Raw genomic sequence first — 15,568 nt, 5'->3', positions numbered from 1 at the left:
GAACCTCTGCGCGATGGTGATAGCTGCAAAAGGCCTTGGCTGAATGCCGTCAGCCGGTGACAAGGCCAGGGGGAGCAAACGAGGGAGTTGAAACCCCCCATTGTCCTGCCTCAGAATTTGACCGTTCAAAATTCTGGTGGGGGCTGTATGAAAATCCTTAACGCGCAACACTCGCTCAAGCAGTACCTGGAGCAGGTCAGCGACAAACTGATCACCATCGCCTCGGCCTCCGCCAGTGAAACCGAGTCACTGATCGAAACCCTGGTGGAGAAGGGCAATCGCCTGGATCTGCTGGTCGGCACCATCAATTCCTTCACCTCGCCGGACTTCATCGATTTCTGCGTGCGCGACACCGATGCGCGCGTCTCGCTGCATGTGGACTTCCGCGCGCAGAACAGCGTGCACTGGAAGCTGGTCCTGATCGAGCCGGACGTGGTGATCCTCGGCAGCGCCAACTTCACCGAGATCGGCCTGAGCCTCACCCGCGACACTTGCACCGTGATCCAGGACGCCGTGCTGTACGCCGACTACCTGGCGAGCGTGACGGCCGTCAAGGGCATCGAAGGCGTGATGCTGGGCGAGGACAGCCCGGCCTTCGACGAGGCGCTGGAGGAGTACCGGCAGCGCCATCGCCGCATGCAGGCGAGCCTGGCGCGCGGCGCGCAGTACCTGGACGGCGAGAGCTGGCTGGGCGACGAGACCAACCAGAGCATTCCGCTGTTCATCTGGTACAGCGACCACTCCGACGAGTCCGAGGAGCAGGCGGAGGCCTTCCTGCATGCCAGCAGCGATGGCGTGGCCTGGGACGACGTGCGCGAGTTCTTCACCTACGACTGCGCCGAGGGCGTGCTGCCCTACGAAGAGGGCGACATGGTGCTGACCGCGCGCTGCAACGGCACGCACATCGGCTTCTACACCTTCGACCGCATCCTCTACCGCAACGGCACCTACTACATCTACTCGTACCGCAAGAAGCGCTACACCCAGCCGTTCAAGCTGGAGGATGCCAAGGAGCGTCTGAAGGAAATGATTCCGGAGTGGTACGAGGAAATGCGTACTTCGCTCAACCGCCACGACATCAACAGCGTGGTGCGCTGAACCCCGCCGTTCGTCGGTTGGCGCCGCCGCGGGCCCGAGTCGGCGGCGGCGTCTTGGCATTTTCCCTGGGGGGTGGCTAGCATACTGCCAGTATGTCGACGCTAATGGGTTCATAGAGCCTGCGTTGACGGAAAACTGACAGGAGGCAACGGACCATGCCCAATCCCCCCGCCGATGAGGTTCCCCCGCGTCGGCGCATGCGCTGGCACTGGCGCCTGCTGACCCTGAAGGTCTACATCCTCTCGATCTTCCTGCTGGCCTGCATGCTGGGTGGCAGCGCGATGCTGTTCCTCAACACCCTGAACGAGACGCTGGAGCCGGGCCAGCGCCTGGGCTCCTTCATTGCCGGCGCGCTGATTCTGCTGTTGTCCCTGCACATCCTGCGCCTGTCGTTGCCGCCGCTGTGCCTGCTGCGCTCGCGCAACCGCCGCGGACGGGAATGAAAAACGCCCCGTGGCATCGCTGCCGCGGGGCGTTGTGCATCAAGCGTCGATCAGCGCATCAGAAGATGTTGACCGGGTACTCGACGAAGACGCGGACTTCGTTGCCGTCGTCGTTGTAGGAGCGGGCGTCGTTCGACACGCGCAGCCAGGAACCGCGCAGTTTGACCGACAGGTCCTTGGCCGGGCCGCTCGGTACCACGTACTTGAGCTGGTTGAAGATTTCGCGCTCTTTGCCGTTGCTGGTCTCGTCGGTCTTGATGTTGTCGCCGTAGACGTAGGCCACGGTGTAGCTCAGACCCGGAACACCGTACTCGGAGAAGTCCAGGCTGTAGCTGCCCTGCCAGGAGCGCTCGTCCTCGCCGTTGAAGTCCGACCAGTAGGAGTTGGCCAGCCAGATGGTGGTGCCGCCGTCGCCCAGGCCGCCCTGGTTCTGGTACCAGCCGTACTGGTAGCCCGAGTCGCCGTTGTTGCGCTGGTGCGCGACCATGAAGGTGTGGGCGCCGATGTTGTAGGCGGCCGACAGGCTCCAGATGGTGTTCTTGGTGCCGTCGATACCGTTGTCGGCAGCGAAGTCTTCGTTCACACGGGTGCGGTAGCCGTTGAAGTCGAAGGTCAGCGACTCGCGGTCGGCCATCGGGATGACGTAGTTCAGGTTCATGTACTGCTTGCGGGCGACGTCTTCGCTCTCGTAGCCGTACAGCGAGCCGCTGAAGGTGTCGGTGAACTTGTAGCTGCCGCCGAATACGTCGATGCGATTCAGGCCGCCGCTGTCACGCCCTTCGGCGCTCTTGCGGGTTTCCGAGGTGAAGCGGCCGACGTTCAGTTCCAGGCCTTCGATCTCCTTGGAGGTGATCAGGGTGCCGGTGAAGCTTTCCGGCAGCAGGCGGGAGTTGTCGTAGCTGAGTACCGGCAGGGCCGGCATCTGGTCGCCGTACTTGATCACGGTGTTGGAGAAGCGGGCTTTCACCGCGCCACCGGCGCGGGCCAGGTCGTCGGCAGCCTCGCCGCTGTCGCCCTGCTTGAAGAAGTCGATGCCGGCGGCACCGCTCTTGCCCCGGCCGCCGTCCAGGCGCACGGCGTACATGCCGAATGCGTCGACGCCGAAGCCCACGGTGCCCTGGGTGAAGCCGGAGGTGAAGGTCGCGGTGGCGGCCTGACCCCACTCGGCCTTGTCGTCACGACCGTGCTTGTAGTCGCGGTTCATGTAAGCGTTGCGGAAGAACAGGTCCATGTGGCTGTCTTCGACGAAGCCCTTGGCGGTGGACTGGTCCTCGGCCAGAGCGGCGGTGGACGCGAGAATGCCCAGTGCGAGCAGGCTGATCCGGTGGTGCAGCATATTGTTTTCCTTGTGCTAATGGTGCAGCGCCGACAAGACGAAAAGGCGTCCCGCCCCGATGTCTGTCATCGGAGAAGTGGCGTCCTGTGTTGGCTAGTTGTTTTTGGTTGTAGTCGGTCCCTGAGGACCGCAGCGGCGCGATGATAGCAGAGGATCGAAACTTTTCGGACTAGATGCTTCAACTGTTGACTGTGCGCCGGATCAGTGGCGACGGGCGCTTTCCCGACGCCTTCGGACCTCCCACTTTTTTTGCAGATTTTCTTCACGAAAGATTGACGGCGGCATTCCTAGCATCCCCTTCGCTCGCCTGCCGGGGATGTTGAAAGCCACGGTTCACGGGCACTTCCCGCAGTCCCGGAACCCAGCCCCCGATGTCCAAGCTTTCTCCGTTTCGCCCTGAATGGGTCACGTTGCTCACCAGCGTCCTGCTGCTCGGAGGCTACAACCTGCCGCTCTGGCGGCATCTGCTCGACATCACCCCGGCGGGATGGTCGGGGCGCCTGCTCGTGGGGGCGTTCGCGCTGCTTCTGCTGGTCTGCTTCAACCTGATCCTGACCCTGTTCGCCTTCCGCGGCGTGCTCAAGCCGGTGCTGGGTGCTTTGCTGCTGCTCAGTGCCGGAGTGGCGTACTTCATGAACCAGTACGGCGTGCTGATCGACGTCGAGATGCTGCGCAACGTGCTGGAAACCGATCCGTCGGAAGTGCGCGACCTGCTGTCGTTCAAGCTCGGTGCCTATCTGTTGCTGCTCGGGGCGCTGCCGGTAGCGTTGCTCTGGCGCCTGCCGATCGCTTACCGGCCGTGGCCCCGAGAGCTGCTGAGCAAGGCCGGCGTGGGTGTCGCGTCGATGCTGATGATCGGTGGCATCGCCTTGGGCAACTACCAGGGGCTGTCGTCGATGCTGCGCAATCACCATGAGCTGCGCTTCCAGATCACGCCGAGCAATACCGTCGGCGCGCTGTTCAGCCTGGCCAAGGGCAAGACGGTGGCAAGCCACGCGCCGCTGCGGCCGGTCGCCAGCGACGCCGAACGCTCGGCCAGTTGGCGGGCGCACCCGCGCAAATCGTTGACGGTGCTGGTAGTCGGTGAAAGCGCGCGGGCCGAGAACTTCGCCCTCAACGGCTACGGCCGCGACACCAACCCGCGACTGAGCGCGGAGCAGGGCGTGATCAACTTCAGCGACGTGCATTCCTGCGGGACCGAGACCGCCGTGTCGGTGCCTTGCATGTTCTCCGACCTGACCCGCCAGCATTACAGCGATTCCGAGGCCAAGAGCCAGGAAGGGCTGCTCGACGTGCTCAAGCGCGCCGGGTTCCAGGTGCTGTGGCGGGACAACCAGTCCGGCTGCAAGGGCACCTGCGACCGCGTGAGCTTCCAGGACATGAGCCATTCGAAGGACCTGGCCCTGTGCGGCGACGGCGAATGCCATGACGAGATCCTGCTCAAGGACCTGCAGGCCTACATCGACGGGCTCGACCGCGACACCGTGCTGGTCCTGCACCAGATGGGCAGCCACGGCCCGGCCTACTACAAGCGCTACCCGAAGGACTTCGAGAAGTTCACCCCCGTCTGCCAGAGCAACGACCTCAGCGCCTGCTCGCGGGACAGCATCGTCAACGGCTACGACAACACCGTGCTGTACACCGACCACGTGCTGGCCAACCTGATCGACCTGCTGCGCAGCAACCAGTCGAAGCTGGATACGGCGATGATCTACATGGCCGACCACGGCGAGTCGCTGGGTGAGTACAACCTCTTCCTGCACGGCACGCCCTATGTGCTGGCGCCCGACCAGCAGAAGCACGTCGGCATGCTGGCCTGGTTCTCCGAGGGCTACCAGCAGTCCTTCGCGCTGGACGGCGCCTGCCTGCGCCAGCACAGCGCTCAGCCGTTGTCCCAGGACAACCTGTTCCATTCCATGCTGGGCCTGCTGGAAGTGCGCACCCGCACCTACAACGCCGGCCTGGACATGTTCGCCGGCTGCCGTGAGCCGTCGGTACGCCAGGCCCTGGCGTTCGACTAACGGGTGAAGGAGCGCTGGTACAGCACCAGGCTGAGCGCCAGACCGCTGAGCGCCGCCAGCGCGGCGAAGAGGAAGATCGAGCCGAAGCCGAAGGCGCCCGCGATGGCACCTACCAGCGGGCCGGTGATGCCCAGCGACACGTCGATGAACAGCGAGTAGGCGCCCAGCGCGGCGCCACGGTTGGACGCGGGCACCAGGCCGACCGCTTCCACGCCGAGGGCCGGGAACACCAGGGAGAAGCCGAAACCACTCAGCGCCGCGCCCGCCAGCGCCAGCCAGGGCGAAGGCGCCAGCCACAGTAGCGCCAGGCCGAGACTTTCCACCGACAGGCAGGCGATGGCGACACGGAAGCCGCCGTGGCGATTGATCGCGTTGGCGAACAACAGGCGCGCACCGATGAAGCAGCCGCCGAAGGCCGTCAGGCAGTACACCGCATCGTTCCAGCCGCGGCTGCCGTAATACAGGGTGATGAAGGTGGCAATGGTGCCGAAACCGATGCCGCCCAGCGCCAGCCCCATGCCGTGGGGCAACACCCGGCCGAGGACGTGGTGGAACGGCATCCGCTCGCCGTGCAGCAGCGCCGCCGGCCGCTTCGGCCAGGCCAGCGCGAAGCCCAGAGCCGCCAGCAGAATGATGCTCGCGCCCATGCTGGCCAGCCCCAGGTGCTGCACCATCAGCACCCCGAGCGGCGCGCCGACGGCCAGTGCGCCATAGCTGGCGATGCCGTTCCAGGAAATCACCTTGGCGGTATTCGGCGCGCCGACCCGGTCGATTCCCCAACTGATCGAAGCGCTGCCCACCAGGCTTTCCGATGTGCCTAGCACCAGTCGCGCCAGCATCAGCAGCGCCAGGCTGGTCCACGGCACACCCTGGGTCGCCCATGACGCGAGCATCAAGGCACCGCTGCCGGCGCATCCGGCCATGCCATAGAGCACCGCGCGTTTGGGCCCGAGGGTGTCGATCACCCGGCCGGCATAGGGGCGGGTGAGGAGGGTGGCCAGGTACTGGATACTGATTACCAGGCCCGCCAGCACCGAGCCGAAGCCCAGGTCGGTGTGCACGTAGCCGGGCAGCACCGCCAGCGGGATGCCAATGGTCAGATAGGCGAGGAAAGTGAAGATGACGACGGACACCACCTGCAGGGTGGTGGAGCGGGATTGGGCGGACATGTGCAGCTTTAGATCGGGACGGCGGGTGGGCACGACATGATGGACTCGCCTCGGCGTGTAGGAAAGTACGCTCGCGAACTACCTTGACGGGCTGTGGGCGTTACGGTCTTGCCTGGGGCTGCTCTTGCAGGAGCGAGCTTGCTCGCGAACAGTAGTGCTAGCCGGTTGCTCCGTAGCTATGCGGTTCGCGAGCAAGCTCGCTCCTACAGGGAGGCGACTGTGCATGAGGGGGGTAATGCTCCTGCAGGGCAGGTTGCCCAGGTTGGATGAGAGGATAGGCGATCGGTCGGGGGTATCGGCGTAAACCGCGAACGGTTGGACGCCGATTGACCTCAGGTCCGCCGGAACAGCGTCGGGTAGTCGAGCACCAGTCCATCCTCGTCCACCGTCAGCAGTGCCTGGAAGTTCGTACCCTCAAGGTTCTCGTAGCGATAGTGCCGCGCATCGACCCGCGTATAGCCCTGGCGCATGCGCACCGGCTTCAGCGCCGGAGCCTCCAGGTAGACCACGGCCAGCTCCGCACGCTGGCCGTCGGCGAGCCGCAGACGGCGAATCGGGAAGGTATTGGTGAACGGCGTGGGCCAGATATCGATATCCAGGCAGCCGTCCAGAGCGCTCAGCGTTTCACCTTCGGCGGTGCGCCAATGGCCTTCGCCGTCGGCCAGCAGGTGCAACTGGCGTACGCCACGCTCGTTCTCGACGCCGAAGCGCGCCTCGCGCAGGCGCCAGTCATCGTCCCAGTCCAACTGGTATTCCAACTGATAGGACGAGGCGCCGCCCTCGCCGACGGCGCGCAACTGGCTTTGCGCGCAGCCATCGCCCAGTTGCAGCGATTCCCAACTGGCAGTCGGCAACTGCCAGAGGCCTTCCCAGTTGAAGCTCTTCACAAGACGTCGTCCAGCAGCAGGCCCAGGCGCTGGCGCTTGGGCAGGCGGGCCACCACCAGTTGGTGCGAGCGGGTCAGCGCTTCGCGCAGTTCGGCTTCGCCCATCGGATAGGGACGCTGCATGGCAATCCAGAAGGCCCGCGCAAGATAGGGCGCCGGACGGATGCTGGGGCGGTCCACATAGCCCAGGAACAGCTCCGGGCCGACCTTGAAGGCCAGGCCACCGGCGCCTTCGTCGAGAAAGTCGAGGATGGCGAACATCTTGTTGCCGGCCACCGAGAACACGCGGTTGCTGCCCCACTTGATGTCTTCGCGGGCGCCGGGCAGTTGCAGGCAAAATCGGGCGATCTGTTGTGGGGTCATACCGGGCTCAGTCGCGGAAATAGACTTCGACCAGATGGTAGCCGAACTGGCTCTTCACCGGGCCGTGCAGCACGCCGACCGGTTTCTTGAAGATCACCTGGTCGATGCTGCGCACCATCTGCCCCGGGCGCACTTCCCCCAGGTCGCCGCCGCGCTTGGCGGAAGCGCAGGTGGAATGCTTGCGCGCCAGCGCGGCGAAATCCTCGCCACGGACCAGGCGCTGCTTGATCTGCTCGGCTTCGGCGGCGGTCTTGACCAGGATGTGACGGGCCATAGCGACGGGCATCGGGATTACCTCGGAAAGTCAGGCGGGATGGGCATTGTACGGGAGCGGTGACGTACGTCGCATTTTCCCGTGGGTGGCATTGTGCCCTACCTGGCGGCTCCCTAGAGTCGACGGAAAATTCCTACCTATAGGACGCGGCTGAACCAGCGGCGTCCGCCTCTCTTCCTTGCGAACGGATGCAGTTCTAATGGATATCCAGTCGATGCTGAAGATCCTGGCCACCCAGGATGGTTCCGACCTCTATCTTTCCACCGGTGCGCCGCCTTGCGCCAAGTTCAACGGCGTACTCAAGCCGCTGTCCAACGATCCGCTCAAGGCCGGCGACGTGGCGCGCATCGGCTACAGCCTGATGGACGAGGAGCAGCGCGCCGAATTTGAGCGCGAACTGGAGATGAACCTGGCCATTTCGCTGCAGGGCGTGGGTCGTTTCCGCATCAACCTGTTCAAGCAGCGCAACGAAGTCTCCATCGTGGCGCGCAACATCAAGCTGGACATCCCACTGTTCGCCGACCTGAAACTGCCGGACGTGCTGCTCAAGGTGGTGATGGAGAAGCGCGGCCTGGTGCTCTTCGTCGGCGGCACCGGCTCGGGCAAGTCCACCTCCCTGGCGGCGCTGATCGACCACCGCAACCGCAACAGCGGCGGCCATATCATCACCATCGAAGACCCCATCGAGTACGTGCACCGGCACCGCAAGTCGATCATCAACCAGCGCGAGGTGGGCGTGGACACCCGCAGCTTCCACGCCGCGCTGAAGAACACCCTGCGCCAGGCGCCGGACGTGATCCTGATCGGCGAGATCCGCGACCGCGAGACGATGGAGCACGCCCTGGCCTTCGCCGACACCGGTCACCTGGCGATCTCCACCCTGCATGCCAACAACGCCAACCAGGCGCTGGACCGCATCATCAACTTCTTCCCCGAGGAGCGCCGGCCGCAGTTGCTCAACGACCTGGGCAACAACCTCAAGGCCTTCGTCTCCCAGCGCCTGGTGCGAACCCAGGACGGCAAGCGTCGCGCCGCAGTGGAGGTGCTGCTGGGCACGGCGACCATCAGCGATATCATCAAGCGCGGCGACTTCAATTCGATCAAGGAGATCATGGACAAGTCCCGCGCGCTGGGCATGCAGACCTTCGACCAGGCGCTGTTCGACCTCGCCGTGGAAGGGGCGATCACCGAGGACGAGGCGGTGAAGAACGCCGACTCGGCGAACAACCTGCGCCTGAAGCTCAAGCTCTACAAGGACAACCCGGCGATGACGACCCACTCCGTCGCCGCCAGCCCGGCACCGGCGCCCGTCGCGGCGCCTGCCCCGGTGCTGGAGGCGTCCAATTGGGGGCTGGAGCTGGCGCTGGAAGAAATCGAGGCCGAGGACGCGGAAGGCAAGCCGGTCGGGCAATAAAGCGCGGCATCCGTTCAGGGCCCCGGCATGCCGAGGCTTTTCATGGGGAGTGGTTCCGCACGGGGCGTTGCTTTTCGTAGGAACGGAGCTTCTCCGCGATGCTCGTGCGCAAGGCTGGCTGTTCGCGGACAAAGTCCGCTTGTACGAGATATATCCGCGCTCGGGGCGGCTTTCACCCTAATCCTCGGCTTGGCATCCTGCGTCGCTCTACCTCCTGCATCCATGCAGTCGTCTCCCAGGGGGAGAGGGGAAAACGCTGGTACGGATTTCCTCGATGGAAGACAGTTGCTCCCACGGGCGGTGTACCACGGCAACGACAGGCATTCTTCGAACGAGCCGGTTGGAAGATTCAGCAGCGCCGAGCCAGCAACCCCGCAGCGGGCCCGCGAGGTCTTGCCGCAGCCGAGGGGCAGGTTGTTTCCCCGGCGCTTCTTGGTAGGCTGTCGTGCTCCGCCCGCTGCCCGTTCCGCCCTCTGATTCCGTGACCCGATGAGTACCAGCCAATCGCCGTTGTCCGGCGTCCACCAGCCCTTCAAGGGCATCCTGCTCATCGTCCTGGCGACTTTCCTGTTCTCCAGCCACGACGCGCTGTCGAAATACCTGGCGAGCATCTACCCCATCGTCATGGTGGTGTGGGCGCGCTATGTGGTGCACACGCTGCTGATGGCGGGCATCTTCCTGCCGCGCGCCGGCCTGGCCGTGCTGCGTACCCGCCACCCGCTCCTGCAGACGGCCCGCGCCCTGTGCCTACTGGGCACCAGTTTCCTGTTCACCACCGGCCTGCAGTACATCCCGCTGGCCGAGGCGACCTCGGTGAACTTCCTCGCGCCATTGCTGGTGACGGCGCTGTCGGTGCCGCTGCTGGGCGAGAGGGTGAGCCTGGGGCAATGGGCGGCGGTGATCGTCGGCTTCGTTGGCGTGCTGATCATCGTCCACCCCGGCGGCGACCTGTTCACCCCGGCGGTGCTGCTGCCGTTCGGCTCGGCGCTGTGCTTCAGCTTCTATCAGTTGCTGACCCGCAAGCTCAGCCAGGTGGACAGCCCGACCACCAGCAACTTCTTCGCCGGGCTGTGCAACACCCTGATCGTCAGCGCGCTGGTGCCGTTCTTCTGGCAATGGCCGGGGCTGGTGCATGGCCTGATGATGCTGGCCCTGGGCACCTGCGGGATGACCGCGCACCTGTTCCTGACCCAGGCGTTCAAGCATGCCGCGCCGGCACTGCTGGCGCCGTTCAGCTACTGCCAGATCGTCTTCGCCGGGCTGCTGGGCTTCGTGATCTTCGGCCATACGCCGGAGCCGTCGGCGCTGCTGGGCATCGCGGTGATCTGTGGCAGCGGGCTGGCGGCGGCGTGGTTGCAGAGCCGGAGGAAATAACGCTCGCGCGCTTTTCCTGTAGGACCGAGGGGGACGCCCAGTCCTTGCTCGCGAACGGATTCTCGGGTGGCTCCAGTGCTGAACGGTTCGCGAGCAAGCTCGCTCCTACGAAGAGCCCTTGCTACTCGATCTCGAACAGCCCGTGTCGGATCGGCCCGACCTGCAGGCGCTGGCGCACGTCGTCGTCGATGCGCGGATCGTCCGGCTGGTACAGCTTCACCTGGCGGTAGGCGCTGATGCGGTTGATCTCCGGCCCGAGGTATTCCCAGACCACGCGGGTGCAGGCCGGGGTGCGCCGGTCGCCGCTGGAAACGCCGGTCTTCAGGCCGTTGAGGCGGGTGATGCGGCTCTTGAAGCTGGGGATCAGGATGGTCTGGCTCATTTCGTTGACCGTGATCGATTCGTAGTCCATCAGGAACACCCGGTCCTGCAGTTGGAAGGCCGCGCCCAGGTAGCGGCAGCGCACCCAGTCCTCGGCCTGCACATCGGTGCTGCTGGAGCGCTCCTGGCGTTCCTGGCGCTCGAAAAGGAAGTTGCCGTCCTCTTCATACAGGTGCACCAGCGACAACAGGATCGAGCCGGGCACCGACATGCAGTTCGAATACTCGAAGTAGTAGCCGCAATAGCGCGACAGGTTGCCCGCGTGCTCGCGCAGCGGGCGGAGCATCTCCAGCAGTGGGTCGTCGCGTTGGGCGTTGGCCGGCGAAGTGCCGCGCGCACCGATCAGGCGGGCGAACTGCTCCGGCGGCAATTGCAGCTCGTAGTCCTCGACGCCGAAGAAATCGCCGATGCGCTTGAGGTTGTACGCCGTGGGCTGGCTCTGCCCGCCGAGGTACTTGTTGAACTGCGCGCGGTTGATCGAAAGCTTGCGGCAAACCTCCGAGATAGAGCGGTAATGAGCGCAAAGCAGCTTGAGGTTGGGGCCGAGATTTTCGGACATTCGTGCCAGGTCCAGGTGATGCGACTGACGCAATTATAGCGTCAGGTAGCATCAATTCGTAGCAAGCCGCGAAATTGTTTCGGGAGGCTTCGGGCGCAACCATGCGCCCCAGTGAGCGGGCCAGCCCCAGGCCCGTGCTCCCACAATAACAATCGAGGCCCCAGCACATGCTCGACGCGATCAACGATTTCCTCTCCGGGAAAGTCCTCATCGTCCTCATCGTAGGACTCGGTGCGTACTTCACCATCCGCTCCCGCTTCGTCCAGTTCCGCCATTTCGGCCACATGTTCGGCGTGTTCAAGGAATCGATCCGCGGCCAGGCCGGCCAGCTGAGCTCGTTCCAGGCGCTGATGCTGAGTCTCGCCGGTCGCGTGGGCGCCGGTAACATCGCCGGTGTCGGCATCGCCGTGACCCTCGGCGGTCCGGGTGCCGTGTTCTGGATGTGGGTCACCGCGCTGGTGGGCATGTCCAGCAGCTTCTTCGAGTGCACCCTGGCCCAGGTCTACAAGCGCAGCGACGGCAACGGCCTGTATCGCGGCGGCCCGGCCTACTACATCCAGCACGGCCTGAAGCTGCGCTGGATGGCGCTGACCTTCGCGGTCCTGCTGCTGGTTACCTACGGCTTCGCCTTCAACGGCCTGCAAGCCTTCACCGTGACCCACTCGCTGCAGAATGCCTTCGACATCCCGGTCCTGTACTCCGGCATCGCCCTGGCCGTGCTGCTGGCCATCGTGTTCTTCGGCGGCATCCAGCGCATCGCTGCGGTCTCCGACCTACTGGTGCCGGTCAAGACCCTGGCCTACATCGCCGTGACCCTGTACGTGATCGTCACCCAGATCGAACTGGTGCCGGGCATGCTGGCCACCATCGTCAAGAGCGCCTTCGGCCTGGAGCCGGCTTTCGCGGGCCTCCTGGGCAGCGCCATCGTCATGGGCGTGAAGCGTGGCGTGTTCGCCAACGAAGCGGGCCTGGGCAGTGCGCCGAACGTGGCCGCCGTCGCCGCCGTGCGTCACCCGGCGTCCCAGGGCGTGGTCCAGGCGTTCAGCGTGTTCCTCGACACCTTCGTCATCTGCACCTGCACCGCGCTGCTGATCCTGCTCTCGGGCTTCTACACCCCCGGCCTCGAAGGCGACGGCATCACCCTGACCCAGAACTCGCTGGCCGCCGTGGTCGGTGACTGGGGCCGCATCTTCGTCAGCGTCGCGCTGTCGCTGTTCGTGTTCACCTGCATCACCTACAACTACTACCTCGGCGAGAACGCCCTGCAGTTCATCGTCGGCCGCAGCCGCTCCGCGCTGATCGCCTTCCGCGTTCTGGTGCTGGGCCTGATCCTCTGGGGCTCGATGCAGAACCTGGGCACCGTCTTCGCCTTCGCCGACATCACCATGACCTGCCTGGCCTTCGTCAACCTGGTGGCCCTGGCCATGCTGATCAAGACCGGCCTGCGGGTGATGCGCGACTACGACGAGCAGCGCCGCGCCGGCATCGAGCGCCCGGTGTTCGACGCCAGCAAGTTCGCCGACCTGGACATCGACCACGATGCCTGGCGCGATGCTCACAAGATCAACGCCACCGCTCCGGCCCACGGCAGCCTGCCGGTCCAGGGCTGATGCGCTGACTTTGGTCTGATACGCGAGGCCGGGACTTCTCCCGGCCTCGCGGTTTATCCTGTGAACTTTCCTACAAGAGCACTGGCATGCGTCGCGTGAAGAACCTCTTCGTCCTCTATACCGGCGGCACTATCGGCATGCTGCAGACCGCCGAAGGCCTGGCACCGGCTGGCGGTTTCGAAGCGCGCATGCGCGAACAACTGCAAGGCCACGGCGAGATTCGCCTCGACTGGTCCTTCGCCGAGCTGCAACCGCTGCTCGACAGCGCCAACATGACCCAGGCCAACTGGCTGGCCATGCGCGACGCCATCGTCGACGCGGTGGAGCAGGGCGGTCATGACGGCGTGCTGGTGCTGCACGGCACCGACACCCTGGCCTACAGCGCCGCCGCGCTGTCCTTCCTGCTGCTCGGTCTTGAGGTGCCTGTCGTTCTCACCGGTTCCATGCAGCCGATGGGCGCACCGGGCAGCGATGCCCCGGCCAATCTGCTGGGTGCCTTGAAGGCGCTGGAGTCCGGCGTGCAGCCGGGCGTCTGGCTGTACTTCAACGGCGACCTGATGCACGGCGCCCGCGTCACCAAGCTGCGCAGCGAGGCTTTCGACGCCTTCGCCGTGCTGCCGCGCGAGCGTCATGGCGAGCGCGCCGAGTCGATCCCCGTGGCACTGGACTACCGCCAGCCACGCCAGCCGGTGAACCTCGCGGTGCTGCCGCTGTTTCCCGGCCTGCGCGCCGAGCACCTGCGCGCATTGCTGGGTAGCGGTGTACAGGCGCTGCTGCTGGAGTGCTATGGCAGCGGCACCGGTCCGTCGGACAACGAGGAGTTGCTGGCCGTGCTGCGCGATGCCCATGCGCGCGGTGTGGTGCTGGCGGCGATCAGCCAGTGCCCGCAAGGGCATGTGGCGTTCGATATTTACGCTGCCGGCAGTCGCCTGCGTGATGCGGGATTGGTCTCCGGCGCTGGCATGACCCGCGAAGCCGCGCTGGGCAAGCTGTTCAGCCTGCTCGGCAGCGGCCTTGCACCGTCCGAGGTGGAACGCCTGTTCGCCCTCGACCTGTGTGGTGAGCGGGTCGACGGCTGAACCTCGTTAACACCCCGCTCAGGGGTGGGTATGAACCTGTAGGAGCGAGCTTGCTCGCGAACGCATTGCACCGGGCAGGCCGGCATAACGCAGGTTCGCGAGCAAGCTCGCTCCTACAAAATCGGCTAGCCCCTCGCGGACCAGGCCCGCTTGTACGCATCCATCGCGCTAGAACCCCACCATCTCCCCCACGACGCTGGCCTGCGGATCGTCGCTGCGGCTCACCACCGCATAGTTGTACCCGCCCTGGCTCCAGTAGCGCGTCAGCAGGTCGCCGTCGGTGCGCTGGCCCTGCGGCAGCATCTCATGGCGCGGGCCGGGTGGGCGGATGAAGAAGGTCAGGCGGCGGCCCTGGCCGTCCTCGTAGATCACCAGCGCCGCCGCACCCTGTTCGGTGGCGAGCAGGCGCGCGCCGACGGTCTTCAGGCCGACCCGATCCAGCGCCGGCGGCGGCGGGGCGTCTTTCAGGTAACGGGCCAGCCAGGTGCGCAGGTCGCCGCCGTCGCGCAGGTCCAGGCCGTTCTGGTTGACCTCGGCGAACAACCGGTACGCCTGTACCGCGTCCTGCATCGGCACAGAACTGCGCGCCAGGCTATCGCCCCGCATCTGCCAGCCGCTCATCCCGCCGATGCCCAGCGCCACCAGCAACGCCGCCGCCGTGGCCAGCCGCGACCGCCGCCGCTGCCGGAGGTCCCGGCGAATCCGCGCCGGATCGAGCGCCTCGGGCACAGGCCCGCGCCCCTGGCCGGCGAACGCGGCGCGCAACTGCTGGGCATCCTGTCGCCAACCCTCCACGCGGCGGGCGTCCTCGGGATGGGCCGCGAGCCAGGCTTCCACCCACTGGCGGCGCGCCGGGTCGAGCTGGTCGTCGAGGTAGGCATGCAGATCGTGCTCGTCGGGAATGCGTTCGTTCATTTCAGTACCCGCAAAGAAGGAGTCACCGCCTGTCCTTCGCTCAACGCGCGCAGCGCCTGGCGGGCGCGCGACAGGCGGGACATGACGGTGCCCAGGGGAATATCCAGTGCTTCGGCCGCCTCGCGGTAGCTCAGGCCTTCGACGCTGACCAGCGCCAGCAGCGCGCGCTGCTCGGCGGGCAGGCGCTCGAAGGCTTCCAGGGTCGAGCGGGCGCTGACGATCTCCTCGGGCGAGGCGCTTACCGCGCTGTCCGCGCCGAACAGGCTGAGGAGGCGTGCGTAGCGCCGGGCGCGGCGCTGCCCATCGATGAAATGGCGGTAGAGGATCGAGAACAGCCAGGCGCGCAGGTCGCCGTCCGCGCGCCGGCCGGTCCAGGCCGACAGCGCCTTCTCCAGGGTCGCCTGGACCAGGTCGTCGGCGCTGCTCGCGCTGCGGGTCAGCGACAGCGCGAAGCGCCGCAGCCGGGGCAGCAGTTCGCGCAGTGAGTGGTCATCCAGTGAGTGCATCGCAACGTCAGGCAGTGGTGGGTTCGAGCGGTAAGGACGAACGCCCAGGCGATCTATTCCCGCCACCCCCGAAAAAATTCTTTGGCGGCCTGCGGGAATAACCCGTCCCGCGGTGCGTCGTACCGGCTCAACGCATTCAG

15 protein-coding genes are annotated in these 15,568 nt (G+C 65.5%); 7 read left to right on the top strand and 8 right to left on the bottom strand.

Annotation, left to right across the window (positions count from 1 at the left end):
- The first annotated feature begins 147 nt into the window (after window positions 1-147).
- Together H681_RS13270 and H681_RS13265 are read left to right on the top strand one after the other, a co-directional pair.
- Window positions 148-1,098 (top strand): phospholipase D family protein, encoded by a 951-nt coding sequence (locus H681_RS13270; RefSeq protein WP_015477382.1) that lies wholly within the window; start codon window positions 148-150, stop codon window positions 1,096-1,098.
- Between the two features lie 155 nt (window positions 1,099-1,253).
- Complete coding sequence (locus H681_RS13265; RefSeq protein WP_015477381.1) at window positions 1,254-1,541, top strand: hypothetical protein; 288 nt, start codon at window positions 1,254-1,256, stop codon at window positions 1,539-1,541.
- A gap of 58 nt (window positions 1,542-1,599) precedes the next feature.
- On the opposite strand, the gene H681_RS13260 is transcribed toward H681_RS13265, so the two are convergent.
- The gene (locus tag H681_RS13260) at window positions 1,600-2,877 is read right to left on the bottom strand and encodes an OprD family porin (protein ID WP_015477380.1); all 1,278 of its coding nucleotides are present in this window, start codon (window positions 2,875-2,877) and stop codon (window positions 1,600-1,602) included.
- 371 nt (window positions 2,878-3,248) lie between these two features.
- Here H681_RS13260 and H681_RS13255 point away from each other — a divergent pair, with 371 nt between their 5' ends.
- Complete coding sequence (locus H681_RS13255) at window positions 3,249-4,898, top strand: phosphoethanolamine transferase (RefSeq protein WP_041711990.1); 1,650 nt, start codon at window positions 3,249-3,251, stop codon at window positions 4,896-4,898.
- Here the strand turns inward: H681_RS13255 and H681_RS13250 are convergent.
- The 4 genes from H681_RS13250 to H681_RS13235 form a co-directional block, all read right to left on the bottom strand.
- On the bottom strand, window positions 4,895-6,067 hold the full coding sequence (locus H681_RS13250) for an MFS transporter (RefSeq protein WP_015477378.1): 1,173 nt from the start codon (window positions 6,065-6,067) through the stop codon (window positions 4,895-4,897). The two genes, H681_RS13255 and H681_RS13250, sit on opposite strands and share 4 nt — an antisense overlap.
- A gap of 332 nt (window positions 6,068-6,399) precedes the next feature.
- Window positions 6,400-6,954, bottom strand: coding sequence for a putative glycolipid-binding domain-containing protein (locus H681_RS13245; protein WP_015477377.1), 555 nt, complete (start codon window positions 6,952-6,954; stop codon window positions 6,400-6,402).
- The gene (locus tag H681_RS13240) at window positions 6,951-7,316 is read right to left on the bottom strand and encodes an MmcQ/YjbR family DNA-binding protein (protein ID WP_015477376.1); all 366 of its coding nucleotides are present in this window, start codon (window positions 7,314-7,316) and stop codon (window positions 6,951-6,953) included. The genes H681_RS13245 and H681_RS13240 overlap by 4 nt, the downstream gene beginning before the upstream one ends.
- Before the next feature lie 7 nt (window positions 7,317-7,323).
- Window positions 7,324-7,602, bottom strand: a complete 279-nt coding sequence (locus tag H681_RS13235; RefSeq protein ID WP_015477375.1) for a peptidylprolyl isomerase — start codon at window positions 7,600-7,602, stop codon at window positions 7,324-7,326.
- 187 nt (window positions 7,603-7,789) lie between these two features.
- Between H681_RS13235 and H681_RS13230 the strand changes: the two genes are divergently transcribed.
- Both H681_RS13230 and H681_RS13225 read left to right on the top strand, forming a co-directional pair.
- Window positions 7,790-9,004, top strand: a complete 1,215-nt coding sequence (locus H681_RS13230) for a PilT/PilU family type 4a pilus ATPase (RefSeq protein ID WP_015477374.1) — start codon at window positions 7,790-7,792, stop codon at window positions 9,002-9,004.
- 489 nt (window positions 9,005-9,493) lie between these two features.
- Window positions 9,494-10,378, top strand: coding sequence for a DMT family transporter (locus H681_RS13225; protein ID WP_015477373.1), 885 nt, complete (start codon window positions 9,494-9,496; stop codon window positions 10,376-10,378).
- Between the two features lie 121 nt (window positions 10,379-10,499).
- Here the strand turns inward: H681_RS13225 and H681_RS13220 are convergent, their stop codons facing one another.
- Window positions 10,500-11,318 carry a helix-turn-helix domain-containing protein gene (locus H681_RS13220; RefSeq protein ID WP_015477372.1) on the bottom strand — a complete coding sequence of 273 codons (819 nt, stop codon included), beginning with the start codon at window positions 11,316-11,318 and terminating at the stop codon, window positions 10,500-10,502.
- A 167-nt stretch (window positions 11,319-11,485) separates the two neighbouring features.
- Here H681_RS13220 and H681_RS13215 point away from each other — a divergent pair, with 167 nt between their 5' ends.
- Both H681_RS13215 and H681_RS13210 read left to right on the top strand, forming a co-directional pair.
- Entirely contained in the window at window positions 11,486-12,928 is a 1,443-nt protein-coding gene (locus tag H681_RS13215; RefSeq protein ID WP_015477371.1) for an alanine/glycine:cation symporter family protein, read from the top strand.
- Window positions 12,929-13,014: 86 nt separating this feature from the next.
- A complete protein-coding gene (locus H681_RS13210; RefSeq protein WP_015477370.1) occupies window positions 13,015-14,007 on the top strand; it encodes an asparaginase in 993 nt (330 codons plus the stop codon).
- 168 nt (window positions 14,008-14,175) lie between these two features.
- Here the strand turns inward: H681_RS13210 and H681_RS13205 are convergent, their stop codons facing one another.
- Window positions 14,176-14,922, bottom strand: coding sequence for an anti-sigma factor family protein (locus H681_RS13205; protein WP_015477369.1), 747 nt, complete (start codon window positions 14,920-14,922; stop codon window positions 14,176-14,178).
- Window positions 14,919-15,428: a sigma-70 family RNA polymerase sigma factor gene (locus tag H681_RS13200; protein WP_015477368.1), complete on the bottom strand. Its 510-nt coding sequence runs from the start codon at window positions 15,426-15,428 to the stop codon at window positions 14,919-14,921. The genes H681_RS13205 and H681_RS13200 overlap by 4 nt, the downstream gene beginning before the upstream one ends.
- Window positions 15,429-15,568 lie beyond the last annotated feature (140 nt).

The sequence above is a fragment of the Pseudomonas sp. ATCC 13867 genome (genome assembly GCF_000349845.1).
Classification (GTDB): domain Bacteria; phylum Pseudomonadota; class Gammaproteobacteria; order Pseudomonadales; family Pseudomonadaceae; genus Pseudomonas.
Note: the sequence above shows the minus strand (reverse complement) of the source record. Positions and strands in the feature narration are given on the sequence as shown.

Excerpts from the sequence above, each read along its gene's own strand:
- H681_RS13270 (WP_015477382.1), top strand. The coding sequence starts at position 148 with ATGAAAATCCTTAACGCGCAACACTCGCTCAAGCAGTACCTGGAGCAG.
- H681_RS13265 (WP_015477381.1), top strand. The coding sequence starts at position 1,254 with ATGCCCAATCCCCCCGCCGATGAGGTTCCCCCGCGTCGGCGCATGCGC.
- H681_RS13260 (WP_015477380.1), bottom strand. The coding sequence starts at position 2,877 with ATGCTGCACCACCGGATCAGCCTGCTCGCACTGGGCATTCTCGCGTCC.
- H681_RS13255 (WP_041711990.1), top strand. The coding sequence starts at position 3,249 with ATGTCCAAGCTTTCTCCGTTTCGCCCTGAATGGGTCACGTTGCTCACC.
- H681_RS13250 (WP_015477378.1), bottom strand. The coding sequence starts at position 6,067 with ATGTCCGCCCAATCCCGCTCCACCACCCTGCAGGTGGTGTCCGTCGTC.
- H681_RS13240 (WP_015477376.1), bottom strand. The coding sequence starts at position 7,316 with ATGACCCCACAACAGATCGCCCGATTTTGCCTGCAACTGCCCGGCGCC.
- H681_RS13235 (WP_015477375.1), bottom strand. The coding sequence starts at position 7,602 with ATGCCCGTCGCTATGGCCCGTCACATCCTGGTCAAGACCGCCGCCGAA.
- H681_RS13230 (WP_015477374.1), top strand. The coding sequence starts at position 7,790 with ATGGATATCCAGTCGATGCTGAAGATCCTGGCCACCCAGGATGGTTCC.
- H681_RS13225 (WP_015477373.1), top strand. The coding sequence starts at position 9,494 with ATGAGTACCAGCCAATCGCCGTTGTCCGGCGTCCACCAGCCCTTCAAG.
- H681_RS13220 (WP_015477372.1), bottom strand. The coding sequence starts at position 11,318 with ATGTCCGAAAATCTCGGCCCCAACCTCAAGCTGCTTTGCGCTCATTAC.
- H681_RS13215 (WP_015477371.1), top strand. The coding sequence starts at position 11,486 with ATGCTCGACGCGATCAACGATTTCCTCTCCGGGAAAGTCCTCATCGTC.
- H681_RS13210 (WP_015477370.1), top strand. The coding sequence starts at position 13,015 with ATGCGTCGCGTGAAGAACCTCTTCGTCCTCTATACCGGCGGCACTATC.
- H681_RS13205 (WP_015477369.1), bottom strand. The coding sequence starts at position 14,922 with ATGAACGAACGCATTCCCGACGAGCACGATCTGCATGCCTACCTCGAC.
- H681_RS13200 (WP_015477368.1), bottom strand. The coding sequence starts at position 15,428 with ATGCACTCACTGGATGACCACTCACTGCGCGAACTGCTGCCCCGGCTG.